Below are 22996 nucleotides of genomic sequence, written 5' to 3' on the forward strand. Positions count from 1 at the left end.
CCACGAGGGGCGTGCGGTGACTTTTTGCAATCGGGCCGTGACCGCGCAGTGACTCCGCCGTGCGCGTCGCTAGAGGGCGGCGGCCCCGTGCTCGCGCAGTGCCTGGTCGTACTGCTGGAGCACCCACATCTCGTTCTGCACGGCGGCCAGGTGGGCCGGGTCGCCGCCGGTGCCGAGGCGGATGAGGGTGCCCTGGATCTCCTGGATGCGGCGTTCGACGGCGCGTCGGCGGACCTGGACCAGGACCGTGCCCGCGTACACCTCGTCGACCGTGCGCCGCATGATCGCCTCGACGGCCAGCTCCGTGACCATCGCGCGGACCGCGTCGTCGGGGGCGGCCTCGCGGACCCGGACGAGGTAGTCCTGGGAGTCCTGCACGCCGAGCTCGGCGCCGCCCGCGTCCATGATGGCCTGGCGCACGGCGGCGTAGGGCGGGGCGGTGAACTCGTCGATGCCGTAGGCGTCGAAGGCCGGGGAGACCAGGTCGGGGCGCTGGAGGGCGAGCTTGAGGAGCTCCCGCTCGGTGGCGTAGACGGGGTTGCGCAGGGTGAGGGCGGGGCCGGAGACGGCAGGGCGGTGGGCCCCGTCGTACGACGGCGGCTGCGGACCGCGTCCGGAGGGGGCGGGGCCCTTGCCGCCGCGGTCGCGGGCCCACCGGGCCAGCTGGGCGACCCGCTTGACCACGAACTGGGTGTCGAGGATGCCGAGCATGCCGGCGAGCTGGACGGCCACCTCGTGCTGGGCGCCGCTGTTCTTGATGCGGGCGACGATCGGGGCGGCCTCGTCCAGGGCGGCGGCCCGGCCGGCGGGGGTGTCGAGGTCGTAGCGGACGACGATCTGGCGCAGCGCGAACTCGAAGAGCGGGGTGCGGGGTTCGACCAGGTCGGCCACCGCGTCGTCGCCCTTGGCGAGGCGCAGGTCGCAGGGGTCCATGCCGTCGGGGGCGATGGCGATGTAGGTCTCGGCGGCGAACTTCTGGTCGTCCTCGAAGGCGCGCAGGGCCGCCTTCTGGCCGGCCGCGTCGCCGTCGAAGGTGAAGATCACGCGCGCCGAGCCGTTGTCCATCAGCAGCCGGCGCAGGATCTTGATGTGGTCGCTGCCGAAGGCGGTGCCGCAGGTCGCGATGGCGGTGGTGACGCCGGCGAGGTGGCAGGCCATGACGTCGGTGTAGCCCTCGACGACGACCGCGCGGGACGCCTTGGCGATGTCCTTCTTGGCGAGGTCGATGCCGTAGAGGACCTGGGACTTGCGGTAGATCGCGGTGTCGGGGGTGTTGAGGTACTTCGGGCCGTTGTCCGCCTCGTAGAGCTTTCTCGCGCCGAAGCCGACGACGTCCCCGCCGATGTCGCGGATGGGCCACATCAGACGGCCGCGGAAGCGGTCGATGGGCCCGCGGCGGCCTTCCTGGGCGAGGCCGGAGAGCAGGATCTCCTTGTCGCTGAAGCCCTTGCCGCGCAGGAAGCGGGTGAGGTGGTCCCAGCCCTGGGGGCTGTAGCCGACGGAGAAGTGCGCGGCCGCGGCCTGGTCGAAGCCGCGCTCGGCGAGGAACTGGCGGCCGGTGTCGGCCTCCGGGCTGGTGGCGAGCTGCTCCATGTACCAGTCGGCGGCGATCTTGTGGGCCTCGACCAGGCGGATGCGCTCGCCGCGCTGGTGGGAGGGGTTGTAGCCGCCCTCCTCGTAGCGCAGGGTGATGCCGGCCTGGGCGGCGAGGCGCTCGACCGCCTCGGAGAAGGAGAGGTGGTCGACCTTCATCACGAACGTGATGGTGTCGCCGCCCTCCTGGCAGCCGAAGCAGTGGAAGAGCCCCTTGCTCGGGCTGACCTGGAAGGACGGCGACTTCTCGTCGTGGAAGGGACACAGGCCCTTGAGGTTGCCCCCGCCCGCGTTGCGCAGCTGGAGGTACTCGGACACCACGGCGTCGATCGGGACCGCGTCCCGTACCGCCTTCACGTCCTCGTCGTTGATCCGTCCTGCCACGCGTGAAGTCTACGGGGAGGTACTGACACCTACGGGACGAGGCTGACGAGTGGAACGTGCGGGTCCGCCAGCGCCTCCGTGTCCACCTGAGCCCCGGACCGGACCAGTGCCTGGATCGGCTCCGTGACGTCCCACACGTTGACGTTCATCCCGGCCAGCACACGGCCCTGCTTCACCCAGAAGGCGATGAACTCGCGCTTGCCGGCGTCTCCCCGGATCACCACTTCGTCGTAGGAGCCGGGGGGCGCCCAGCCGCTGTACTCCATCCCCAGGTCGTACTGGTCGGAGAAGAAGTAGGGCACACGGTCGTACGTCACCTGGCGGCCCAGCATCGCGCGCGCCGCCGCCGGGCCGCCGTTGAGCGCGTTGGCCCAGTGCTCGACGCGCAGCCTGTTGCCGAAGAGGGCGTGGTGGAAGGAGGCCACGTCGCCCGCCGCGTGGATGTCCGGGTCGGAGGTGCGCAGTTGTCCGTCCACGGCGATCCCGCCGCCGTGCGCCCGGTCCGCCAGTTCGAGCCCGGCCGCCTCCGCGAGGGCCACGCGGGGCGCCGCGCCGACCGCCGCGAGGACGTCGTGCGCGGGGTGTTCCTCGCCGTCGTCGGTGCGGGCCGCGAGGACCATGCCGTCCTGTCCGACGATCTCCGTCAGCCGGGCCCCGAAGTGGAAGCGGACGCCGTGCTCGCGGTGCAGCTCGGCGAAGAGGTTGCCGAGCTCGGGGCCGAGGACACCGTGCAGCGGGGTCTGCGCGGGCTCGACGACGGTGACCTCGGCGCCGTACTCCCGGGCCGCCGCCGCGACCTCCAGACCGATCCAGCCGGCGCCGGCGATCACGAGGTGGCCGTTGTCCCTGCCCAGGGCGGCCAGGACGCCCTTGAGGCGTTCGGCGTGGGCGAGGCGGCGCAGGTGGTGGACGCCCGCGAGGTCGGTCCCGGGGATGTCCAGCCGGCGCGGCTCGGCGCCCGTGGCCAGCAGCAGCTTGTCGTAGCGGACGGCGGTGCCGTCCTCGCCGAAGCGGACCGTCTTGGCCGCGCGGTCGATGGCGTCCACGGTCTCGCCGAGGTGCAGCTCGATGTCGTTGCGCGCGTACCAGGCAGGCTCGTGCACGAAGACGCTGTCGCGCTCCTCCTTGCCGAGGAGGTAGCCCTTGGAGAGCGGCGGGCGCTCGTAGGGGTGGTCGCGTTCGTCGCAGATCAGTATCACGCGGCCGGTGAAGCCCTCCGTCCGGAGCGTCTCGGCCGCCTTGGCGCCGGCGAGACCTCCTCCCACGATGACAAAAGTCTGATCCGCGTCGACCACTTGGTTCCTCCTCGTAAGGGTGCCGCCACAAGGGAGCGTCCCGCACGGAGCGTGATGGGGGAAGGGGGAGTGGCCCGATCAGGCCACGGAGGGTCACATTCGGGCACCTTTCCCGTCACTCCTGCATATGTGTTCTACACGTGCCCCATGAGACGGGCGTGAAGCGAACGGGCGGACGCGTCGGTGAGCGAGGCGATCTGGTCCACGATCACCCGCTTGCGCGCGCGGTCGTCGGGCGCCCGGTCGAACAGCGCGCGGAACTGCGGGTCGAGGCCGTCGGGCGCGCGGGCGGTGAGCGCCTCGGCGAGTTCGGCGACGACGATCCGCTGGTCGGCCCGCAGCCGCTCCTGCTCGGCGCGCTGCATGACGTACCGGTCGGCGACCGCCTTGAGCACCGCGCACTCCAGGCGGGTCCCGTGCGGTACGACGAGTTCGGCGTCGTACCTCGTGAGCCTGCCGGTGCCGTACCGCCCGCGGGTGGCGGCCTCGGCGGACAGGCAGAAGCGGCCGATGAGCTGACTGGTGGCGTCCTTGAGGCGGGCCTGCGCCACGGCCGAGCCGTCGTAGCCGTGCGGCCACCATTCCTGGTCCTGGAGCCGGTCGAGGGCGGCGGCGAGTTCGGCGGGGTCGGTGTCCGCGGGGACGTACCTGCCGAGGGCGACCTCGAAGACCGCCCGGCGTTCCGGTTCGGCGTGCAGGCAGTTGGGGTCGATGTGGCCCGCGTGCAGGCCGTCCTCGACGTCGTGGACCGAGTACGCCACGTCGTCGGCCCAGTCCATGACCTGGGCCTCGAAGGTGGTGCGGGTGCCGGGGGCGCCCTTGCGGATCCAGTCGAAGACTGGACGGTCGTCGTCGTAGACGCCGAACTTCCGGGAGCCGGGGTCGGTGGGGTGCGCTCCGCGGGGCCAGGGGTACTTGGTGGCGGCGTCCAGGGTGGCCCTGGTGAGGTTGAGGCCCACCGAGCCCTCCTCGGTGAACCGCTTGGGTTCGATGCGGGTGAGCAGCCGCAGGGACTGGGCGTTGCCCTCGAAGCCGCCGCAGTCCTGCGCGAATTCGTTCAGGGCGTGTTCGCCGTTGTGCCCGAACGGGGGGTGGCCGAGGTCGTGGGAGAGACAGGCGGCTTCCACGAGGTCGGGGTCGCAGCCGAGGGCCGCGCCGAGCTCCCGGCCCACCTGGGCGCACTCCAGGGAGTGGGTCAGGCGGGTGCGGGGGCTGGCGTCCCACATCTGGTTCCTGGTGCCCGGTGTGACGACCTGCGTTTTGCCGGCGAGCCTTCTGAGCGCGGCGGAGTGGAGGATGCGGGCGCGGTCGCGCTGGAAGGCGGTGCGGCCGGGGCGCTTGTCGGGTTCTGGGGCCCAGCGTTCGGTTGACTGCGGGTCGTACGGCATGTCTTGACAGTACGGGCAGGGACTGACAATTCACCGGTGCGCCCGGGGGATCCGTCTCATGGCCGGTGCGGAGCTGTCGGGGCTTGTCGCGCGGTTCCCCGCGCCGCTGACTAGGCCGCCGTGGCCTGCGCTGCCCGTGCCTGGTCGTAGCGGTGGACGATCAGGTCTGCCATCGCCGGGTGGGTGCCCAGGGGCGCTGACGCGATCCACGGTGCCTTCTGCGCGCACTGGGTCGCGAACAGGCCCGGTGCCGTGAAGTACGACGCCACCGCCACCCGGTGCCGCCCCCGTGCCGCCAGCGCCCGGACCGCCGTCTCGACGGTGGGAGTCGCCGCCGAGGCGTAGGCGGGGACCACCGGGACCCCCAGGCGGTCCGACAGCAGCTGCGCGGTACGGCGGGTGTCCACCGCGGAGTCCGGGTCACGGGAACCCGCGGCGGCCAGGACCACCGCGCTCTCGCGGCGGCTCGCCTCGTCCGTCACGGGGGGCCAGCCCGCCTCCACGAGGCGGGCGTGGAGGGTGTCCACCAGGAGGGGGTGCGGGCCGAGCGGGGCGGCCACGCGCGCGCGTACCGGGGAGGCCGCCGCCATCTCGGGGATGTCCCGCTTGACGTGGTAGCCGCGGGACAGCAGCAGGGGGACCAGGACCGCTTCGGCCGGGCCCAGGGCGGCCAGGGTGTCCGGCAGCAGGGGCTCGTTGAGTTCGATGTGACCCAGGTGCACCGGCAGGTCGGGGCGCTGGGCGCGGACCTGGTCCAGGAGCTCGTGGACCGTGGCGAGGGTGCGCGGGTCGCGGCTGCCGTGGGCCACCAGGACGAGCGCGGGCGGCTCGGGGCGGCGCCGGTCGTCGAGGGAGACGAGGCGGGGTCGGCTGCTGATCCGGTTCATGCGTCGATGGTGTCCGCCGGAGGTTGCCTTCCCGTTTCACCGCAGTGACGTGTGCTTTCCGGCGGATCACCGTGCGGTGCGGCGGGCTGTGAGGAGGCGTGACCTGCGGTTTCGTGCCGGAGGGTGAGCCTGCTCACGCGCCGGCGGCCGAACCGATCGCCCCGGCGGCACGTCTTTCCCGGTCGGAAGGCGACCGGGGAGGGACCGTCCGATGCGACTGCCGAGGCCACGCAGACTGCGCCTGCCACGCACGCGTGCCGGGCGGCGCAGGTTCGTGCAGGCGGTGATGGCGGGCTGTGTGCTGGCGCTGCTGCCGTCGACCTGGATGTACCTGGTGACGGGCGACCGGCTGCGCACGACGGCCGACGTGCCGCGCGCCGAGGTGGCCGTCGTCTTCGGCGCCGGACTGTGGGACGGCGAGCCGTCGCCGTATCTCGCCCACCGGCTCGACGCGGCGGCGAAGCTGTACCGGGAGAACCGGATCGAGGTCGTCCTCGTCACCGGCGACAACAGCCGCCAGGACTACGACGAGCCCGACGCCATGCGCGCCTACCTGACCCGGCACGGCGTCCCGGACAGGCGGATCGTCAGCGACTACGCCGGCTTCGACACCTGGGACTCCTGCGTGCGCGCCCGGAAGATCTTCGGTGTGGACAGGGCGGTGCTGATCAGTCAGGGGTTCCACATCCGGCGCGCGGTCGCCCTGTGCCAGGCGGCCGGGGTCACCTCGTACGGGATCGGCGTCGACGCCAGGCACGACGCCACGTGGTACTACGGCGGCACCCGGGAGATCCTCGCGGCGGGAAAGGCGGCCCTGGACGTGGTGTTCCGGCCCGACCCGCGGTTCCTCGGCCCGAAGGAGACCGGCGTGCCGGACGCGCTGGCCGCGGCTCGCTGAGCCAAGCCGGTGCCCGGCGTCCGCACGGGGTGCTGTGGTGCACGGTCCACGGCAGCGGGCGAGGGCCGCGCATGACGGGCCACGGGTCCGACTGCCGACCGGGGGAACACACGCTCTTTCTCACCGCTCCGGGGTGTCACGCGGGAGGTCGCCGTCTCGGTGGCGTAACACGGAGCCGCCACCGGCGTAACACGGCCGACGCACGCTGAGGAGCATGCAGAACTCCGCGACACCCACGCACTGCCCGTACTGCGCCCTGCAATGCGGCATGAACCTGACCCCCGCGCCGGACGGGACCGTCGAGGTGAGTGAGCGCGCGGACTTCCCGGTGAACCGGGGGGCGCTGTGCGGCAAGGGCCGTACCGCGCCCGCGGTGCTCTCGTCCCGGGTGCGTCTGACCTCCCCGTTGGTGCGCTCCGGAGGCACGCTGGTGCCCGCGACCTGGGACGAGGCGCTGGACCGGATCGCCGAGGGGCTGTCCCGCACGCGTACGGAGCATGGCCCGGACGCGTGCGGGGTCTTCGGCGGGGGCGGTCTGACCAACGAGAAGGCGTACACGCTCGGCAAGTTCGCCCGGGTCGTCCTCGGCACCTCGCAGATCGACTACAACGGGCGCTTCTGCATGTCGTCCGCCGCGGCCGGCGGCATGAAGGCCTTCGGCCTGGACCGCGGGCTGCCGTTCCCGTTGGAGGACATCCCGAAGTCGGGCTGTGTGATCCTCGTCGGCTCCAACCTCGCCGAGACCATGCCGCCCTCCCTGCGCTTCTTCACCGAGCTCAAGGAGAACGGCGGCACGCTGATCGTCGTCGACCCGCGCCGCACCAAGACCGCCGAGCAGGCCGACCTGCACCTCATGCCCCGGCCCGGCACCGACCTCGCCCTCGCGCTCGGACTGCTGCACCTGGTGGTGGCCGAGGGCCGGGTCGACGAGGAGTACGTCCGTGAGCGCACGGTCGGCTGGGAGGACGCGCGGGCCGCCGCGATGGCCCACTGGCCGGAGTACGTGGAGCGGATCACCGGTGTGCCGGTGCCGCAACTCCGGGAGACCGTACGGCTGTTCTGCGAGCCGGAGTCCGCGATGGTGCTCACCGCGCGCGGGCCCGAGCAGCAGTCCAAGGGCACCGACACGGTGAGCGCGTGGATCAACCTGTGCCTGGCGACCGGGCGCGCGGGGCGGCCGTACAGCGGATACGGCTGTCTGACCGGGCAGGGCAACGGACAGGGCGGGCGCGAACACGGCCAGAAGGCCGACCAGTTGCCCGGCTACCGCAAGCTGGACGACCCGGCGGCGCGGGCGCATGTCGCCGAGGTGTGGGGCGTGGACCCCGACTCGCTGCCCGGACCGGGGCGCAGCGCCTACGAGTTGCTGGACGCCCTCGGCACGGACATCAAATCGCTGCTGCTGATGGGGTCCAACCCGGTGGTGTCGGCGCCGCGTGCCGCGCACATCGAGGAGCGCATCAGGTCCCTGGACTTCCTTGCCGTGTGCGATGTCGTCCTGTCGGAGACGGCCGCCCTCGCGGACGTGGTCCTGCCGGTCACCCAGTGGGCCGAGGAGAACGGCACGACGACCAACCTGGAGGGGCGGGTGCTGCTGCGCCGGCAGGCGGTCACCCCGCCGGACGGCATCCGCAGCGACCTGGAGGTCATGCACGAACTCGCCGACCGGCTCGGCGTGGAGAAGGGCTTCCCGACCGACCCCGAGGAGGTCTTCGAGGAGCTGCGCCGGGCGAGCGCGGGCGGCCCGGCCGACTACTCCGGGATCACGTACCGCCGACTGGCCGAGGAGAACGGGGTGTTCTGGCCGTGCCCGACGCCCGCCGGGGACGCACCCGCCGGCGACGACGACGTGCACCCCGGCACCCCGCGCCTCTTCCTGGACCGCTTCGCCCACCCCGACGGGCGGGCCCGTTTCGTCGCCGTCTCGCATCGGGGCATCGCGGAGGAGCCCGACGAGGAGTACCCGGTGCTGCTGACGACCGGGCGGGTCGTGGCGCAGTACCAGTCCGGTGCGCAGACCCGGCGCGTGGACGAACTGAACGCCGCGGCGCCGGGCCCGTTCGTGGAGCTGCACCCGCGGCTCGCGGAGCGGCTCGGGGCGGCCGAGGGCGACCCGGTGGCCGTGGTCTCGCGGCGGGGGCGGGCCGTGGCCCCGGCCCGTATCACGCCCGGCATCCGCCCCGACACGATCTTCATGCCCTTCCACTGGTACGGCGAGGGCCGCGCCAACACCCTCACCAACCCGGCGCTCGACCCGACCTCGCGGATGCCGGAGTTCAAGGCGTGCGCGGTGCGGGTGGAGACGGTGCGGGGGTAGTCCGCCCGAGCCGCCAGTCGCCGCTCTCGATGAGCTTGCCGCGGGCACGCAGGCGGGCGGCGACGGGTGGGGCCGCCACATAGACCCAGGCGCGCACGGGGGTGCCGTCGGCCGTGCGGGTCACCTCGCGGGCGACCCGTTCGTACAGGTTGTGCGGGTCCCCCGGCGTGTACTCCTCCAACTCGTCGAGCAGAGCGAGCAGTTCGGCGTAGGCATCGGCCCGCGGGGTGACGAGCTCCCCCGCGACCGTTCCCCGTGCCTCCTCGACGGCGTACGGGTAGCCGGGGCCGTCGTACAGCAGCGCGCCCGCCAGTCGGCCCGGCTCCTCGCAGCGGACGCGGCCGCGCAGGAAGAGGTCGTGGTTGACCTCGCCGGGGCGGAGGGTGCCGTAGACGAAGAACGGGAGTCGCACAGAGGTCACAGGAACGATTCTCTCCCCTCACACACCTGCACGTGCCGCGCTCTGGACATGGCTTGTCATGGCCTCTTAAATCTTCGTCAACGTCCGCGCCACCCCCCACGCGCCCCATTGGCGCCTTTCTGAGGAGACCGATGAGTCGGATACGGCCGTACGTCCGAGGTGCCCGTTCCCGTCGTCTCGCCACCGCCGGAGTGGCCGCCACCGCCGCCACCCTGCTCGCCGCCGCACTCTCCCCCGCCGCCGGTGCGGCGGACAGACCGACCCGGGCCACCGCGGTCGAGAACGCCGCCGCCGCCCTGGCCGACCACGCCTCCGCGCTGGGGCTCGGCTCCGCGCAGCGCACCGAGGTCCGGGACGTGATCGTCGACCCCGACGGCACCCAGCACGTCCGCTACGACCGCACCTACCGCCAACTGCCCGTGCTGGGAGGTGACTTCGTGGTCCACCTGAAGCCGGACGGGGCCTACAAGAGCTCCTCGCGCGCCACCCGGAGCGCGATCTCCCTGTCGAGCGTCACCCCGGCCCTGTCCGCCCCGAAGGCCGCCGACCTCGCGGCCAACGCACTCAAGGCGGCCAACCTGGGCGAGACGCTGAAGAAGCTGACCGCCAAGCCGCGGCTGGTCGTCGACGCCCTGCACGGGGCGCCCAGGCTGGCCTGGCAGACCGACGCCGCCGCGCAGGACTCCCTCGGCAACCCGGTCGCCCGCACGGTCCTCACGGACGCCCGCACGGGGGCGCAGATCGACGCCTGGGACAGCATCGAGCAGGCGTCCGGCGACGGCAAGTCGCTGTACAGCGGCACGGTTTCGCTGGAGACCACCCAGTCTGGGTCGGCGTACCAGCTCAAGGACGCGACGCGCGGCAACACCTACACCGGTGACGCGGCGAACAAGACCGACCTGTGCTTCCTGACCATCTGCTTGAGCCGGGCGCCCGCCACCCTGTTCACCGACGCCGACAACCACTGGGGCACGGGGGCGACTTCGGACCGGGCCACGGCGGCGGTGGACGCGCAGTACGGGACCGACGTCACCTGGGACTACTACAAGAACGTCCACGGGCGGAACGGGATCGGCGGGGACGGCAAGGGCTCCTACAACCGCGTCCACTACGGCAGCAACTACAACAACGCCTTCTGGGACGACAGTTGCTTCTGCATGACGTACGGCGACGGTGACGGGACGCAGATGGGCCCGCTGGTGTCGCTGGACGTGGCCGGGCACGAGATGTCGCACGGTGTGACGTCCAAGACGGCGGCGCTGACGTACTCGGGCGAGTCGGGCGGGCTCAACGAGGCGACCTCCGACATCTTCGGCACGCTGGTGGAGTTCTACGCGGGCAACTCCTCGGACACCGGCGACTATCTGATCGGTGAGAAGATCGTCCGCTCGGGCTTCGGACGGGACGCCCTGCGCTACATGGACAAGCCCTCCAAGGACGGCAAGTCGGCCGACTCCTGGAGCAGCTCGGTCGGCAACCTCGACGTCCACTACTCCTCCGGGGTCGCGAACCACTTCGCGTACCTGCTGGCGGAGGGCAGCGGCGCCAAGACCGTCAACGGTGTCAGCTACAACTCCCCCACCTCCAACGGCTCCACGGTCACCGGCATCGGCCGGGCCAAGCTGGGCGCCATCTGGTACCGGGCGCTGACGGTCTACATGACGTCCTCGACCAACTACGCCGGGGCGCGCGCGGCCACCCTGAACGCGGCGAAGGACCTGTACGGCGCGGGCAGCGCGGAGTACAACGCGGTGGCGGCGGCCTGGAGCGCGGTGAACGTGAACTGACGTGCACCGGTCCTCCGACGTGTGACACGGCCGCCCCGGATTCAGGGGCGGCCGTACCCGTGACGGCAGGAGGGGTGAGATGGGTGAGGGCGACCCGCACATCCATGTCGAGGTGAAGGTGGTCCGCGGCGAGGCCGCCGTGCGCACCCTGCTCGCGGCCACGTTCAACCTGGCGGGCGACCTGCCGGGCACCGTGGCCACCGGGTGCGGGCTGCGGGTGCCGTACGCCATGACCTCGCCGCGGCCGGACCGGGTGACGTGCCTGGCCTGCCGGGAGCACGCACACGCCGAACACCTGCGGTTCGCCGACGAGATCGAACGCATGGGCGGGCTGCCCGGGTCGCCCGTCACCCCGGCCGACGCCCGGCGGGTCGCCGAGCGGCATCGCGCGCTCGCGGAGCGGTTCTCGGGCGGCACCCGGAGCTGAGGAGGAACGGAAGCCCCCGGCTACCCACCGAAGTCCGGGAGGGTGAGCGTGCCGTCCGCCGCCAGCGGGAAGCCCGGGTTGTACGCGACCTCCCAGGGGTGGCCGTCCGGGTCGGTGAAGGCGCTGGAGTAGAAGCCGATCTCGTTCACCGCGGCCGGCTTGGTGAGCGTGCCGCCCGCCTCCACGACCTGGGCGAGGAGGGCGTCGACCTCGGCCTCCGAGCGGACGTTGTGGGCCAGTGCGATGCCGCCGAAGCCGCTCGCGGGACCCGGTTCCAGACCGCAGTCCACCGCCAGTCTGTCCCGGCTCCACAGGACCAGGCCGAGACCGCCCGCCTGGAAGAAGACGGTCTCCTCGACCTCCTGGCCGCGCCAGCCCAGGGCCTCGTAGAAGGCCTTGGAGCGGGCGAGGTCCGTGACGCCCAGCGTGATCAGGGTGATGCGCTGTTCCATGCCCATCGCCTCACCGTAGCGCCGGCAGGGACGCTCGCCCCCCGCACTGGCGCATCTGCGGGATGCGCGGCCGCGGACGGTCCACCCGCCGGATCACCCGCCGTACGGCCGGGCGGCCCTGCCCTCCCTGAGCACCCTCCCCCACCACACCAGCTGGTCCAGCATCGTCTTCGCCGCCGCGTCCGGGCCCGAGGGGTCCTTCAGGCGGCCGTCGGCGAAGGAGCCGCCCGCGTTGTGGAAGCTCACGGTGTCCCGGACCGTCACCGCGTGGAGCTCGGCGAAGACCTGGCGCAGGTGCTCCACGGCGCGCAGGCCGCCCGAGATGCCGCCGTAGGAGACGAGGGCCACCGGCTTGGCCTGCCACTCCGTGAAGTGCCAGTCGACCAGGTTCTTCAGGCCGGCCGGGTAGGAGTGGTTGTACTCGGGGGTGAGGACGACGAAGGCGTCCGCCGAGGCGAGCTTGGGGGTGACCGAGGCGAGAGCGGCGGTCGTCTCGGGGGTCGGGGCCATGGACATGGGCAGATCGGCCTCGGCCACGTCCACGACGTCCGGGACCAGGTCGTCGCGGTCGCGCAGCCGGTCGAGGAGCCAGTCGGCGACCACGGGGCCGAAGCGGCCGTGGCGGTTGCTGCCGATGACCAGCGTGACGTTGAGGGGTGCGGTGTCTGTCTGCACGAAGGTGTCTGTCTGCATGGAGGACAGCCTGATACCTCGACCAAAGTTGAGGTCAAGCGCGGATCGTGAGCGGGGGGTCACCCGTTCACACGCGCGTCCGCGCCCTTCGGGTTCTCTTCGGCGACCCGGCCGGCGCACGCCGTTGACCTGCTGAAATCTCGGCCGACGCGGCCCGGTGCACGGTGATCTGACACCCGTTCAGCGCATTTCTGACGCACTCTCAGGAAGCGGTCCCGGCCCGGTGCCACTTACCTCGAAGGCACAGGGACCCACCCGAGAGCTCGAAGGAGCACCATGCGCCCCACCACCCGCCTGCTGACCGGCAGCGCGCTCGCCGTCGCCGCCGCGGGTCTCGTCTGTGCGCCCGCGTCCGCCGGCGGCACGGACGGGCTCGAGGTGTTCCCGTCGTCCGTGGTGCCGGGCGGACGGGTCACCGTGACCACGGCGGCGTGCGGGGACGGCGGTACGGCCGCCGCCGGGGACGCCAGCGCGGTGGGCGCGGGCGCCTTCACGCTGGCGCCCGGCACGCACGAGGGCGACGCGACCGGGCGGTTCCGGGTGCCGCCGAGCGCGCAGCCGGGGACGTACGAGATCGCCGCGACCTGTGCGGAGGGCGGCCGGCGAGTGACCGGTGACCTGGTGGTCACGCTGACCTCCCAGCGTCAGCCGGTGCACCCCAGAGGAAGTGTGAAGACGGGGGTCGGTGGCGCTCTGGGCCCCGACCCCGTGCAGACCGCGGCCGGTGTGGCGGCTCTCGCCGTCGCCGCCGCGGGCGGTACCTGGCTCCTGCATCGCCGGGCGAGAGGCGACGGGATCTGACGGACACCCTCCGCTGTCCGTCCGCCGGTACCGCATGTCCCCTCCCCCTCCGGGTCCGACGCCCCTCGCGGCCCGGAGGGGGACGGGCAGGCCAGCCGTAGAGGAGGCTCCTGTGCGCAACCGCAGGATCGGCAACACCGCCATAGCGGGGGTCACCGTGGTGGCCCTGTGCAGCGGCGCGTGGCTGCTGCGCAGCGGCGCCGAGACGCACGCCCCGCCGCAGCCGTCCGCCGCCCAGGCGCACGCCGGCGGGGACAGCGGACGGGCCGCGGCGCCCGCCCTGCCGCCGTCACCGCCCGACCGCGTGCGGATCCCCGCGATCCACGTGGACGCGCCGCTGACGGGTCTGGCCCTCACGGCGAGCGGCAGCCTCGATGTGCCGCCGGCCTCCAGGAAGAACCTCGCCGGCTGGTACGAGGCCGGCACCACCCCCGGCGAGACGGGCACCGCGGTCCTCGCCGGGCACGTCGACAACGCCGAGGGACCCGCCGTCTTCTACGACCTCGGCGCCCTCCCCCGGGGCGGCACGATCGAGGTGGACCGGCGCGACGGAAGCGTCGCGGTGTTCACGGTGGACGCGGTCGAGGTGTACGACGCGAAGGACTTCCCCGACGAGAAGGTGTACGGCGCCGCCCGGCGGCCGGAGCTGCGGGTGATCACCTGCGGCGGGGGCTACTCGCGCTCGACCGGTTACCGGGGCAACGTGGTGGTGTTCGCGCACCTCACGGGGAGCCGCTGACAAGGCCGCGGTGATCGCGCGGCTGGTGTCGGCCGCCATGCCCCCACGCCCGAACCCACCGCCGACGCCCCCCCCGCAGCGCACACCGACCACCGCGACCCCCGCCCGGACGACCCCACCACCGACGGACCGTCCCCCACACCGGCATCGGCGGGTTCACACACCTCGCCCGGAGCCGGTGCACACCGCCGCGGCGATGGTGCGCGCGCAGTCCAGCGAGCCGGTGCGGGTGGTGTCGACCTCGATGTCGTAGACCACGCCCCGGTGGACGAGCTCGGCCTGCTTCTCCGCCATCCCGTGGACCCGGTCGCCCCGGGCGGACTCGCGGGCCGCGGCGACGGCGGCCACGCAGCGCACGCCGACCCACAGGACGTCGAGGCCGGCCAGGGCGTCCCGCCAGCGTTCCTGGGAGTGCGGGCCGCCGAGGAAGACGTCGTCCACGACGACCCGGGCGCCCGCGCGGACGGTCGCGGCGAGGCCCGCCCTCCAGGCCGCCTCCAGCCGTGTGAAGTCCGCTCCCACACTCACCGTGCCGTCCGCCGTGACCTCCAGGCCCGCGTCCGACTCCTGGAGCGCCGGGGGCATCGAGTCGACGAAGTCGTCGATGCCGAACGCCAGCCACGGCTCGGGCAGCACGGTCTGGAGGGCACGCGCGAGCGCCGTCTTGCCGGAACTGGACCCGCCGTTGAGCACGATCACCTGAGTCGTCACGGCGTCACGGTAGCGTCAGGCCGGCCACTGGTCGTACGGGTGTCCTCACAGTGCTCCCGCGCCGCCCGTCCCGAACCCTCACACCCGCCCCCGGTCCCTGCTGAGGGCAGCGTTCCTCACGGGAAACAGAGGTGATGCGGTCGGGTAACACCCACCGCGCACGCTCCTGGACATGACCTCGAATACGCGTGTGGTGGTGATCGGCGCCGGGCTCGCGGGCGTCCGGCTCGCCCGGCGGCTCGGAGAGCTCGGCACGCCCGTGACACTGATCGGCGAGGAGGAGCACCGCCCGTACAACCGGGTGCTCCTCGCCGAGGTGCTGGCCGGGCGGTACACCCCCGACGTGATCGCGCTCCCGGCGCCGGCCGCGCTGACCCGTGCCCGGGTCACCGGTATCGACCGCGAGGCACGGACCGTCGAGTGCGCCGACGGTGCGCGGATCGCGTACGACACGCTGGTCCTGGCCACCGGCTCCAACCCCGTGCTCCCGCCGCTGCGCGGCCTGTTCACCCCCGACCACGTGCTGCCCGAGGGCGTGCACGCGTTCCGGACAATGGACGACTGCCTGGGACTGTCCAAGGCCGTGCGGCCGGGCGTGAAGGCCGTCGTCATCGGCGGCGGGCTCCTCGGGGTGTCCGCGGCCCGCGCGCTCGCCCAGCGCGGCGCCCAGGTGATCCTCGCCCAGCAGTCCGAGCGGCTGATGGAACGCCAGCTCGACCCGAGCGCGTCCAAGCTCGTCCGCCGCCACCTCGTGGACCTCGGCGTCGAGGTCCACACCGACCTGCGCGTGCGGGACGTGCGCTGTGTCGGCGGGGCGGTCCGCTCGGTCGAGATGGCCGACGGATACGCGCTGGACGCCGAGATCGTGGTCCTGGCCTGCGGGGTCCACCCCCGCGTCGGTCTGGCGCAGACCGCGGGACTGGACGTGCGCAAGGGCATCGTCGTGGACGACGAACTGCGCACCTCCGACCCGCACATCCACGCCATCGGCGACTGCGCCCAGCACGACGGCACGGTCTACGGCCTCGCCACCCCGGCCCTCGAACAGGCCGACGCGCTGGCCGAGTTGCTGGCGGCCGGCTCCGGAGACCGAGGCACCCGCTACACCGGCACCCGTTCGCTGACCCGGCTCACGCTGCCCGGGCAGACCGCCTTCGACCTGGCCGCGTTCGGCGAGACCGAGGCGCTGCCGGGCGACGACGTCGTCCAGCTCACGGACGCCACCCGCGGGACCTACCGCAAGGTCGTCGTCCGCGACGACCGCCTGGTCGGCGGGGTCCTCGTCGGCGAACTCGGCACCGTCGGCGCGCTCGCCCGCGCCTGGGAGGGAGCAGAGCCGCTCCCCTCCGACGGCGGACCGCTGCTCCACCTGCTCACCAACGATGGAGGCTCCTGATGACCGCCACCCCGGAGGCCACGGAGGCCACCCCCACGATCGTCCTCGTCGGCCACGGCATGGTCGGCCAGCGCTTCCTGGAGGCGCTCGCCGCGCGGGGCCTGACCGCCACCCACCGCGTGGTCGTGCTCTGCGAGGAGCCGCGTCCCGCGTACGACCGGGTCGCGCTCACCTCGTACTTCTCGGGGAAGACGCCCGAGGAACTGTCCATGACGGACATGGAGTTCATCGAGACGCACGGCATCGAGCTGTACGTCGGCGACCCGGCCGTCGCCGTCGACCGCGAGGCGAGGAAGGTCACCGCCAAGTCCGGTCAGGTCTTCGCGTACGAGACCCTCGTCCTCGCCACCGGCTCCTACCCCTTCGTGCCGCCGGTCCCGAACAAGGACGCTGAGGGCTGCTTCGTCTACCGCACGATCGAGGACCTCCTCGCCATCGAGGAGTACGCGAAGACCCGTACCACGGGTGCCGTGGTCGGCGGCGGTCTGCTCGGACTCGAGGCGGCCGGTGCCCTGAAGGGGCTCGGACTCACCTCCCACATCGTGGAGTTCGCACCGCGGCTGATGCCGGTGCAGGTCGACGAGGGCGGTGGCGCGGCGCTGCTGCGGACCATCGAGGAGATGGGCCTGACCGTCCACACCGGGGTGGGCACGCAGGAGATCGTGGTCGACGCCGAGGGTGCCGTCACCGGCATGAAGCTGTCCGACGGCTCCGAACTCGCCACCGACCTGGTGGTGTTCAGCGCCGGTGTCCGCCCCCGCGACCAGCTGGCCCGCGACTGCGGCCTGACCGTCGGCGAGCGCGGCGGCATCACCGTCGACGAGCAGTGCCGCACTGTCTCCGACCCGCACGTCTTCGCGATCGGCGAGTGCGCGCTGGCCGCCGACGGCCGGGTGTACGGCCTGGTCGCCCCCGGCTACGAGCAGGCCGAGACGGCGGCGGCGACCATCGCCTCCGACGAGGCCGCCTTCCTGGGCGCCGACCTCTCCACCAAGCTGAAGCTGCTCGGCGTGGACGTCGCCTCCTTCGGCGACGCGCACGGGGCGACCGAGGACTGCCTGGACGTCGTCTACTCCGACTCCCGCGCGGGCCTGTACAAGAAGCTGGTCATCGGCCGGGACGGCACGCTGCTCGGCGGCATCCTGGTCGGTGACGCGGAGGCGTACGGCACGCTGAAGGCGTTCACCGGTTCCGTCCCGCCGGTCTCCCCCGAGTCGCTGGTGCTGCCGGCCGGCGCGGGCGAGTCGGTGCAGCTCGGCCCGACCGCGCTGCCGGACGACGCGATCATCTGCTCCTGCAACAACGTCCGCAAGGGCACCATCCGCGAGGCCGTCACGGAGCACAGGTGCACCACCGTGCCCGAGGTGAAGAAGTGCACCAAGGCCGGTACCACGTGCGGCAGTTGCGTCAAGGTGCTCGGCCAGCTGGTCACCGCGGAACTGGAGGCGTCCGGCGTCGAGGTCGACAAGGGCCTGTGCGGCTGCTTCGCGCAGACCCGCGAGGAGCTCTACGAGATCGTCCTCGCCCTGCGCATCAACAGCTACCAGGACCTCCTCGACCGCTACGGCCGCGACGGCGCCCGGGGCGGCGACGGCTGCGAGATCTGCAAGCCGGCCGTCGGCTCCATCATCGCCTCCCTCGCCCCCACGATCGGCGCGAGCGGCTACGTCCTGGACGGCGAGCAGGCGGCCCTCCAGGACTCCAACGACCATTTCCTCGCCAACATCCAGAAGAACGGCTCCTACTCGGTCGTCCCGCGCATCCCCGGCGGTGAGATCACCCCCGAGGGCCTCATCACGATCGGCGAGATCGCCCGCGACTTCGGCCTCTACACGAAGATCACCGGCGGCCAGCGGATCGACATGTTCGGCGCCCGGGTGGAGCAACTCCCGCTGATCTGGACCCGGTTGGTGGACGCCGGCTTCGAGTCGGGCCACGCCTACGGCAAGTCCCTGCGCACGGTGAAGTCCTGTGTCGGCCAGACCTGGTGCCGCTACGGCGTCCAGGACTCGGTCCGCATGGCGATCGACCTGGAGCTGCGCTACCGGGGCCTGCGCTCCCCGCACAAGCTGAAGTCGGCGGTGTCGGGCTGCGCCCGCGAGTGCGCGGAGGCCCAGTCGAAGGACTTCGGTGTGATCGCCACCTCCAACGGCTGGAACCTCTACGTCGGCGGCAACGGCGGCGCCACGCCGCGCCACGCGGACCTGCTCGCCCAGGACCTCACCGACGCCGAACTGATCCGGCTCATCGACCGGTTCCTGATGTTCTACATCCGCACCGCGGACCGCCTGGAGCGCACCTCGACCTGGCTGGAGCGCATCCCCGGCGGCCTGGACCACGTCCGTGACGTGGTCGTGGAGGACTCCCTCGGCATCTGCGAGGAGCTGGAGTCCCTGATGGCGGCCCACGTGGCGCACTACGCCGACGAGTGGGCGACCACCATCAACGACCCCGAGAAGCTCGCCCGGTTCGTGTCCTTCGTGAACGCCCCCGACACCCCCGACCCGGTCGTCGGCTTCGTCCCCGAGCGCGAGCAGATCAAGCCCGACCTGCCGCTGCTGACCATCGGCCACCGTCCCCTGGAAGGAAGCGCCCAGCGATGACCCTGGCACCCGAGACCACCGACCTGAAGGTCGAACTCCACCTGGACGGCGACTGGTTCGCGGTCTGCGAGCTGACCCGGCTGTTCCCCGGCCGGGGCGTGGCGGCCCTGCTGCCCGACGGCCGGCAGGCGGCCCTGTTCCGCGACCGCGCGGGCAACCTGTACGCCGTCGACAACCGCGACCCCTTCAGCGGCGCGGCGGTCCTCTCCCGCGGTCTGACCGGCAGCGCCCAGGGCCGGCCGTTCGTGGCCTCGCCCCTGCTCAAGCAGCGGTTCGACCTGGAGACCGGGCAGTGCCTGGACGACGAGTCGGTGCGGATCACGACGTACGAGGTGCGGGCGCGGTGACCTCGGGCGGACGGGCGTAACAGGGTTTCTTGACCGACCGTTCCAGACGGTCCTAGGCTCCTCCCCATGGCCAGGACCAAGGAGTTCGACCCCGAGGCCGCGCTGCAGGCAGCCCTGGAGCTGTTCTGGCGGCGCGGCTACGAGGCGACGTCGATGTCCGACCTGGTGGCGCACCTCGGCATCGGGCGGGCCAGCCTCTACGCGACCTTCGGCAGCAAGCACGAGCTGTACCTGCGGGCACTGGAGCGCTACGACCGGGCCGGGCTCCCGCCGATCGTGCGGGAGCTGTCCCAGCCGGGGCCCGCGCTGCCGGCCGTGCGGTCGGTCGTACGGCGGTACGCGACGGAGGCCGCCGACGAGCGACTGCGCCGCAACGGCTGCATGGTCACCAACGCGGCGGCCGAGCTGGCCCCGCACGACCCGGCGGCCGCGCGGCACGTCGAGCGCAACTGGGACCAGCTGGAGACCGTGCTGCACTCGGCACTGGTCCGCGCGCAGGCGCAGGGCGAACTGCCCGCGGAGCGCGATCCGTTGACCCTCGCCAGGATGCTGCTGGTACTGCTCCAGGGGCTGCGGGTCGTCGGCAAGGCCTCGACGGACCCGGCCCGGGTGCGGGACGCGGCGGAACAGGCGCTGGCGCTGCTCGACTGAACCCTTCGAGGGCGGGCGGCGCCCTTTTGCCGCCGCCATACTGAACCGATCGGTCAAGAACAAGGGGAGATCATGACGCGCTTCACCGGCAGGACCGCTCTCGTCACCGGCGCGGGCTCCGGCATCGGCCGGGCCGTCGCCGTCGCGTTCGCCGCGGAGGGCGCGCAGGTGGTCGTGGCCGGACGCAGGCGGGAGCCGCTGGCGGAGACGGTCCGGCTGATCGAGGAGGCGGGCGGCAAGGCACTCCCGGTGACCGGGGACGTCACGCGGGCCGCCGAGGTCGAGGCCGTCGTCGAGGCGGCCGTGGACCGCTTCGGCTCGCTCGACGTGGCCGTCAACAACGCCGGGGTGTTCCGGGGCGGGCGGCCCTTGGCCGAGCTGTCGTCCGCGGACTGGCGGGAGCAGCTCGACGTCAACCTGACCGGGGTGTTCCTGGCGCTCCGGGCCGAGATCCGCCGGATGCGCCTCCAGCCCTCCGGCGGCGCGATCGTGAACATCGCCTCCACCTTCGGCGCCCACACCCGCTCCCCCGGCGCCGCCGCGTACGCCGCCACCAAGGCGGCCGTCTCCGCCCTCACCCGGGGTGCGGCCCTGGACCACATCCGCGAAGGGGTCCGCATCAACGCGGTCAGCCCGGGCGCGGTGGACACCCCGATGTCCCTGCGCGCCGGCGAGACGGAGGCGGACCGCGCCGAGCGCGCGCGGGCGACCCTTCCGCTGGGCCGGGTCTCGTCCACGTCCGAGATCGCCGCCGCCGTGCTGTACCTGGCCTCGGACGACGCCTCGTCGGTGGTGGGCACGGACCTGGTGGTGGACAGCGGGGCGACGGCCTGACCCGCTCGGAAATATCCGCTGGAGAGCGAAAGTGCCCCGTGCTTGCATGGGTGCATGGTGCCCACCGACCGTCTCCTCGCCTTCGCGGCCATGTCGTTCCTGCTGATCGTGGTCCCCGGCCCCAGCGTGCTCTTCGTGATCGGGCGGGCGCTCGCGCAGGGCAGGCGTGCCGCCCTGACCACGGTGGCCGGGAACACGGCCGGTGCCTACGTCCTGGTCCTCGCCGTGGCGTTCGGGGTCGGCTCGGTCGTGGAGCGCTCGGTGCTGGTGTTCACCGCGCTCAAGCTCGCCGGCGCCGCCTACCTGGTGTACCTGGGCGTCAAGGCGTGGCGCGGACGCGGCTCGCTGCGCGCGGCGTTCGCCGAGGACGTGGCGGCGGCCGCGGCGGGGCACGGCGGTCTGCGCACGTTCTGGGAGGGGTTCGCGGTCGGTGTGACCAACCCCAAGACGATCGTGTTCTTCGCCGCCGTGCTGCCGCAGTTCGTGGACCGCGGCCAGGGTCATGTGGCCGCGCAGATGCTGCTGCTCGGGCTGGTGTTCAACGTCATCGCGCTGGTCTCCGACGCCGTGTGGGGTCTGGTCGCGGCGACCGCGCGAGGCTGGTTCGCCCGCTCGCCGCGCCGCCTCTCCCTGGTGGGCGGGGTGGGAGGACTGACCATGATCGGGCTCGGTGTCACGGTGGCGGTGACCGGCCGCAAGGACTGACGGGACCGAGGGGGATCAGCCCTTCAGGGCGTCGTACGTCACCCCCGTGAGCTCCTCCGACGCGGTCCACAGGCGTTGCGACACCCGGTCGTCGCGGGTCCAGGGGGCCCGCCAGGTGGGGGCCGGGGAGCCGCGCCACCCGGCCAGGGAGGGTCCGGTGAAGGAGTCGGGCGGTACGTCGGGGGCGGTGGCGGCGTAGAGGGTGGGCAGGGCTCCGGCGTCGGCGGACTGGGCGAAGAAGCGGTTGCCGACGCCCATGAGGCGTTCCGCCGTCCTGCGGCCGGCCATCCTCGGTCCCGCGGCCTGGAGGTTGGTGGCCGCGTACCCGGGGTGGGCCGCCGCGGCGATCACGTCCGAACCGTGGCCGGCCAGTCTGCGGGCCAGTTCGTGGACGAAGAGCAGGTTGGCGGTCTTGGAGCGGGCGTAGGCGATCCAACGCCGGTAGCGGCGCTCGCTGTTGAGGTCGGTGATGTCGATGTTGGCCAGGGCGTGCATCGGGCTGGAGACCGTCACGACGCGGGCGCCGGGTGTCACGAGGAGCGCCGGCAGCAGCAGGCCGGTCAGCGCGAAGTGGCCGAGGTGGTTGGTGCCGAACTGGGTCTCGAAGCCGTCGGCGGTCGTGCCGTACGGCAGCGCCATCACGCCCGCGTTGTTGACCAGCAGGTCGAGGCGGTCGTGGGGGTAGGCGGTCGCGAACTCCCGTACGGAGGCCAGGTCCCCGAGGTCCAGGTGGGCGAACTCCGCGTCCGCGCCCGGCACTTCGCCGACCAGCTGGTCCCGGGCCGCGACCCCCCGCGCCTCGCTGCGGCAGGCGAGCAGCACGCGGGCGCCCCGGCGGGCGAGTTCCCGCGCGGTGGCGTACCCGATGCCGCTGTTGGCCCCGGTGACCACGGCCACGCGCCCGCTCTGACCGGGGACGTCCTGGGCACTCCAGCCTGACATGACCGGGCTCCCTCCAGGGATGGGGTGGGGTGGGGTCCACACTAAGCGGCGACGCGCATGACATGTAATGGTCACGGAATGAACACTTCACCTTCACGACCGCATCATCGGCAATACGGTCATCCCCTCACGTAATACCTTCAGGGGGACGACATGGCCAACCCGTACAACAACCAGCCCGCGCCGCAGTGGCAGCCGGCGCCTCCGGCCGCTTCCCGGCCCGCCCCCAAGTGGGCACGGAAGCGCTATGTCCTGCCCCCCCTCGCGCTCGCGCTCTTCCTCGGCGTCGGCATAGGCGCCGGCGACCAGGACAAGTCGACGGACGACGCGAAGCCGGCCGCCGCGAAACCGCAGCCCACCGTCACCGTGACGGCCACCGCTACAGCGACGGCCACCGCGAGCCCGGAGCCGGAACCCGCGGCCACGGTGACCGCCACGAAGACGGTCAAGGTCACGAGGACGGTCACGGCACAGGCCGAGGCGGACACCGGCTCCGGGTCCGACTCGGGCGCCGACAGCGTCTACTACGGCAACTGCTCCGAGGCCCGCGCCGCCGGCGCCGCGCCGATCCATCGCGGCGAGCCGGGGTACGCCTCCCACCTGGACCGGGACAACGACGGGGTGGCCTGCGACAGTTGATCCGGCGGCGCTCGGTGGCGGAGAGCTACCCTCCGGTCACGTCACGTTCGTATCACGGGTTTCCCATGTCGCCGACAGGGGTTCCG

22 protein-coding genes are annotated in these 22996 nt (G+C 72.7%); 13 read left to right on the plus strand and 9 right to left on the minus strand.

Going from position 1 to position 22996, the window contains the following annotated elements:
- Positions 1–69: 69 nt before the first annotated feature.
- The 4 genes from dnaG to ACIQJT_RS06055 all read right to left on the minus strand — a co-directional run bounded on the left by dnaG (position 70) and on the right by ACIQJT_RS06055 (position 5547).
- Positions 70–1977 carry a DNA primase gene (gene dnaG / locus ACIQJT_RS06040; protein ID WP_402640277.1) on the minus strand — a complete coding sequence of 636 codons (1908 nt, stop codon included), beginning with the start codon at positions 1975–1977 and terminating at the stop codon, positions 70–72.
- 29 nt (positions 1978–2006) lie between these two features.
- Positions 2007–3272, minus strand: coding sequence for an FAD-dependent oxidoreductase (locus tag ACIQJT_RS06045; protein ID WP_365450624.1), 1266 nt, complete (start codon positions 3270–3272; stop codon positions 2007–2009).
- A gap of 134 nt (positions 3273–3406) precedes the next feature.
- Entirely contained in the window at positions 3407–4660 is a 1254-nt protein-coding gene (locus ACIQJT_RS06050; protein ID WP_402640279.1) for a deoxyguanosinetriphosphate triphosphohydrolase, read from the minus strand.
- Positions 4661–4770: 110 nt separating this feature from the next.
- Positions 4771–5547, minus strand: coding sequence for a sirohydrochlorin chelatase (locus tag ACIQJT_RS06055; RefSeq protein WP_365450620.1), 777 nt, complete (start codon positions 5545–5547; stop codon positions 4771–4773).
- A gap of 211 nt (positions 5548–5758) precedes the next feature.
- Between ACIQJT_RS06055 and ACIQJT_RS06060 the strand changes: the two genes are divergently transcribed.
- Both ACIQJT_RS06060 and ACIQJT_RS06065 read left to right on the plus strand, forming a co-directional pair.
- Positions 5759–6445 carry a vancomycin high temperature exclusion protein gene (locus ACIQJT_RS06060; RefSeq protein WP_402640281.1) on the plus strand — a complete coding sequence of 229 codons (687 nt, stop codon included), beginning with the start codon at positions 5759–5761 and terminating at the stop codon, positions 6443–6445.
- Between the two features lie 214 nt (positions 6446–6659).
- Positions 6660–8762: a molybdopterin oxidoreductase family protein gene (locus ACIQJT_RS06065; protein WP_402640283.1), complete on the plus strand. Its 2103-nt coding sequence runs from the start codon at positions 6660–6662 to the stop codon at positions 8760–8762.
- On the opposite strand, the gene ACIQJT_RS06070 is transcribed toward ACIQJT_RS06065, so the two are convergent.
- Entirely contained in the window at positions 8722–9183 is a 462-nt protein-coding gene (locus ACIQJT_RS06070; protein ID WP_402640285.1) for a gamma-glutamylcyclotransferase family protein, read from the minus strand. The two genes, ACIQJT_RS06065 and ACIQJT_RS06070, sit on opposite strands and share 41 nt — an antisense overlap.
- 131 nt (positions 9184–9314) lie before the next feature.
- Here ACIQJT_RS06070 and ACIQJT_RS06075 point away from each other — a divergent pair, with 131 nt between their 5' ends.
- Complete coding sequence (locus tag ACIQJT_RS06075; RefSeq protein WP_402640287.1) at positions 9315–10970, plus strand: M4 family metallopeptidase; 1656 nt, start codon at positions 9315–9317, stop codon at positions 10968–10970.
- 79 nt (positions 10971–11049) lie between these two features.
- Entirely contained in the window at positions 11050–11397 is a 348-nt protein-coding gene (locus tag ACIQJT_RS06080) for a hypothetical protein (protein ID WP_365450610.1), read from the plus strand.
- A 20-nt stretch (positions 11398–11417) separates the two neighbouring features.
- Here the strand turns inward: ACIQJT_RS06080 and ACIQJT_RS06085 are convergent, their stop codons facing one another.
- Entirely contained in the window at positions 11418–11849 is a 432-nt protein-coding gene (locus tag ACIQJT_RS06085; RefSeq protein WP_365450687.1) for a VOC family protein, read from the minus strand.
- A gap of 93 nt (positions 11850–11942) precedes the next feature.
- The gene (locus ACIQJT_RS06090) at positions 11943–12542 is read right to left on the minus strand and encodes an NAD(P)H-dependent oxidoreductase (RefSeq protein ID WP_365450608.1); all 600 of its coding nucleotides are present in this window, start codon (positions 12540–12542) and stop codon (positions 11943–11945) included.
- Between the two features lie 276 nt (positions 12543–12818).
- Between ACIQJT_RS06090 and ACIQJT_RS06095 the strand changes: the two genes are divergently transcribed.
- Both ACIQJT_RS06095 and ACIQJT_RS06100 read left to right on the plus strand, forming a co-directional pair.
- Complete coding sequence (locus ACIQJT_RS06095; RefSeq protein ID WP_365450605.1) at positions 12819–13343, plus strand: hypothetical protein; 525 nt, start codon at positions 12819–12821, stop codon at positions 13341–13343.
- Positions 13344–13455: 112 nt separating this feature from the next.
- Entirely contained in the window at positions 13456–14082 is a 627-nt protein-coding gene (locus tag ACIQJT_RS06100; protein ID WP_402640290.1) for a class F sortase, read from the plus strand.
- Between the two features lie 156 nt (positions 14083–14238).
- Here ACIQJT_RS06100 and cpt read toward each other — a convergent pair whose 3' ends face one another.
- The gene (cpt, locus tag ACIQJT_RS06105; protein ID WP_402640292.1) at positions 14239–14793 is read right to left on the minus strand and encodes a chloramphenicol phosphotransferase CPT; all 555 of its coding nucleotides are present in this window, start codon (positions 14791–14793) and stop codon (positions 14239–14241) included.
- A gap of 172 nt (positions 14794–14965) precedes the next feature.
- Here cpt and ACIQJT_RS06110 point away from each other — a divergent pair, with 172 nt between their 5' ends.
- The 6 genes from ACIQJT_RS06110 (at position 14966) to ACIQJT_RS06135 (ending at position 21329) form a co-directional block, all read left to right on the plus strand.
- Positions 14966–16189: an NAD(P)/FAD-dependent oxidoreductase gene (locus ACIQJT_RS06110; protein WP_402640294.1), complete on the plus strand. Its 1224-nt coding sequence runs from the start codon at positions 14966–14968 to the stop codon at positions 16187–16189.
- The gene (gene nirB, locus ACIQJT_RS06115; protein ID WP_402640296.1) at positions 16189–18792 is read left to right on the plus strand and encodes a nitrite reductase large subunit NirB; all 2604 of its coding nucleotides are present in this window, start codon (positions 16189–16191) and stop codon (positions 18790–18792) included. Before ACIQJT_RS06110 ends, nirB begins: the two co-directional genes overlap by 1 nt.
- Entirely contained in the window at positions 18789–19139 is a 351-nt protein-coding gene (gene nirD, locus ACIQJT_RS06120; protein ID WP_402640298.1) for a nitrite reductase small subunit NirD, read from the plus strand. The genes nirB and nirD overlap by 4 nt, the downstream gene beginning before the upstream one ends.
- A gap of 66 nt (positions 19140–19205) precedes the next feature.
- Positions 19206–19790 carry a TetR/AcrR family transcriptional regulator gene (locus tag ACIQJT_RS06125; protein WP_402640300.1) on the plus strand — a complete coding sequence of 195 codons (585 nt, stop codon included), beginning with the start codon at positions 19206–19208 and terminating at the stop codon, positions 19788–19790.
- Between the two features lie 72 nt (positions 19791–19862).
- A complete protein-coding gene (locus ACIQJT_RS06130; protein WP_365450589.1) occupies positions 19863–20624 on the plus strand; it encodes a glucose 1-dehydrogenase in 762 nt (253 codons plus the stop codon).
- A gap of 54 nt (positions 20625–20678) precedes the next feature.
- Positions 20679–21329 (plus strand): LysE family translocator, encoded by a 651-nt coding sequence (locus tag ACIQJT_RS06135; RefSeq protein WP_365450586.1) that lies wholly within the window; start codon positions 20679–20681, stop codon positions 21327–21329.
- Positions 21330–21344: 15 nt separating this feature from the next.
- Here ACIQJT_RS06135 and ACIQJT_RS06140 read toward each other — a convergent pair whose 3' ends face one another.
- A complete protein-coding gene (locus tag ACIQJT_RS06140; RefSeq protein ID WP_402640303.1) occupies positions 21345–22271 on the minus strand; it encodes an oxidoreductase in 927 nt (308 codons plus the stop codon).
- Positions 22272–22424: 153 nt separating this feature from the next.
- Between ACIQJT_RS06140 and ACIQJT_RS06145 the strand changes: the two genes are divergently transcribed.
- The gene (locus ACIQJT_RS06145; protein ID WP_402640305.1) at positions 22425–22910 is read left to right on the plus strand and encodes an excalibur calcium-binding domain-containing protein; all 486 of its coding nucleotides are present in this window, start codon (positions 22425–22427) and stop codon (positions 22908–22910) included.
- Positions 22911–22996 lie beyond the last annotated feature (86 nt).

Origin of the sequence: Streptomyces sp. NPDC091972, assembly GCF_044756385.1 — a bacterium.
Classification (GTDB): Bacteria; Actinomycetota; Actinomycetes; order Streptomycetales; family Streptomycetaceae; genus Streptomyces.

Bases quoted from the DNA above. Each gene is read 5' to 3' on its own strand.
- ACIQJT_RS06050 (WP_402640279.1), bottom strand. From the start codon at position 4,660: ATGCCGTACGACCCGCAGTCAACCGAACGCTGGGCCCCAGAACCCGAC.
- ACIQJT_RS06055 (WP_365450620.1), bottom strand. From the start codon at position 5,547: ATGAACCGGATCAGCAGCCGACCCCGCCTCGTCTCCCTCGACGACCGG.
- ACIQJT_RS06060 (WP_402640281.1), top strand. From the start codon at position 5,759: ATGCGACTGCCGAGGCCACGCAGACTGCGCCTGCCACGCACGCGTGCC.
- ACIQJT_RS06065 (WP_402640283.1), top strand. From the start codon at position 6,660: ATGCAGAACTCCGCGACACCCACGCACTGCCCGTACTGCGCCCTGCAA.
- ACIQJT_RS06075 (WP_402640287.1), top strand. From the start codon at position 9,315: ATGAGTCGGATACGGCCGTACGTCCGAGGTGCCCGTTCCCGTCGTCTC.
- ACIQJT_RS06080 (WP_365450610.1), top strand. From the start codon at position 11,050: ATGGGTGAGGGCGACCCGCACATCCATGTCGAGGTGAAGGTGGTCCGC.
- ACIQJT_RS06085 (WP_365450687.1), bottom strand. From the start codon at position 11,849: ATGGAACAGCGCATCACCCTGATCACGCTGGGCGTCACGGACCTCGCC.
- ACIQJT_RS06090 (WP_365450608.1), bottom strand. From the start codon at position 12,542: ATGCAGACAGACACCTTCGTGCAGACAGACACCGCACCCCTCAACGTC.
- ACIQJT_RS06095 (WP_365450605.1), top strand. From the start codon at position 12,819: ATGCGCCCCACCACCCGCCTGCTGACCGGCAGCGCGCTCGCCGTCGCC.
- ACIQJT_RS06110 (WP_402640294.1), top strand. From the start codon at position 14,966: ATGACCTCGAATACGCGTGTGGTGGTGATCGGCGCCGGGCTCGCGGGC.
- nirB (WP_402640296.1), top strand. From the start codon at position 16,189: ATGACCGCCACCCCGGAGGCCACGGAGGCCACCCCCACGATCGTCCTC.
- nirD (WP_402640298.1), top strand. From the start codon at position 18,789: ATGACCCTGGCACCCGAGACCACCGACCTGAAGGTCGAACTCCACCTG.
- ACIQJT_RS06125 (WP_402640300.1), top strand. From the start codon at position 19,206: ATGGCCAGGACCAAGGAGTTCGACCCCGAGGCCGCGCTGCAGGCAGCC.
- ACIQJT_RS06130 (WP_365450589.1), top strand. From the start codon at position 19,863: ATGACGCGCTTCACCGGCAGGACCGCTCTCGTCACCGGCGCGGGCTCC.
- ACIQJT_RS06135 (WP_365450586.1), top strand. From the start codon at position 20,679: ATGGTGCCCACCGACCGTCTCCTCGCCTTCGCGGCCATGTCGTTCCTG.
- ACIQJT_RS06140 (WP_402640303.1), bottom strand. From the start codon at position 22,271: ATGTCAGGCTGGAGTGCCCAGGACGTCCCCGGTCAGAGCGGGCGCGTG.
- ACIQJT_RS06145 (WP_402640305.1), top strand. From the start codon at position 22,425: ATGGCCAACCCGTACAACAACCAGCCCGCGCCGCAGTGGCAGCCGGCG.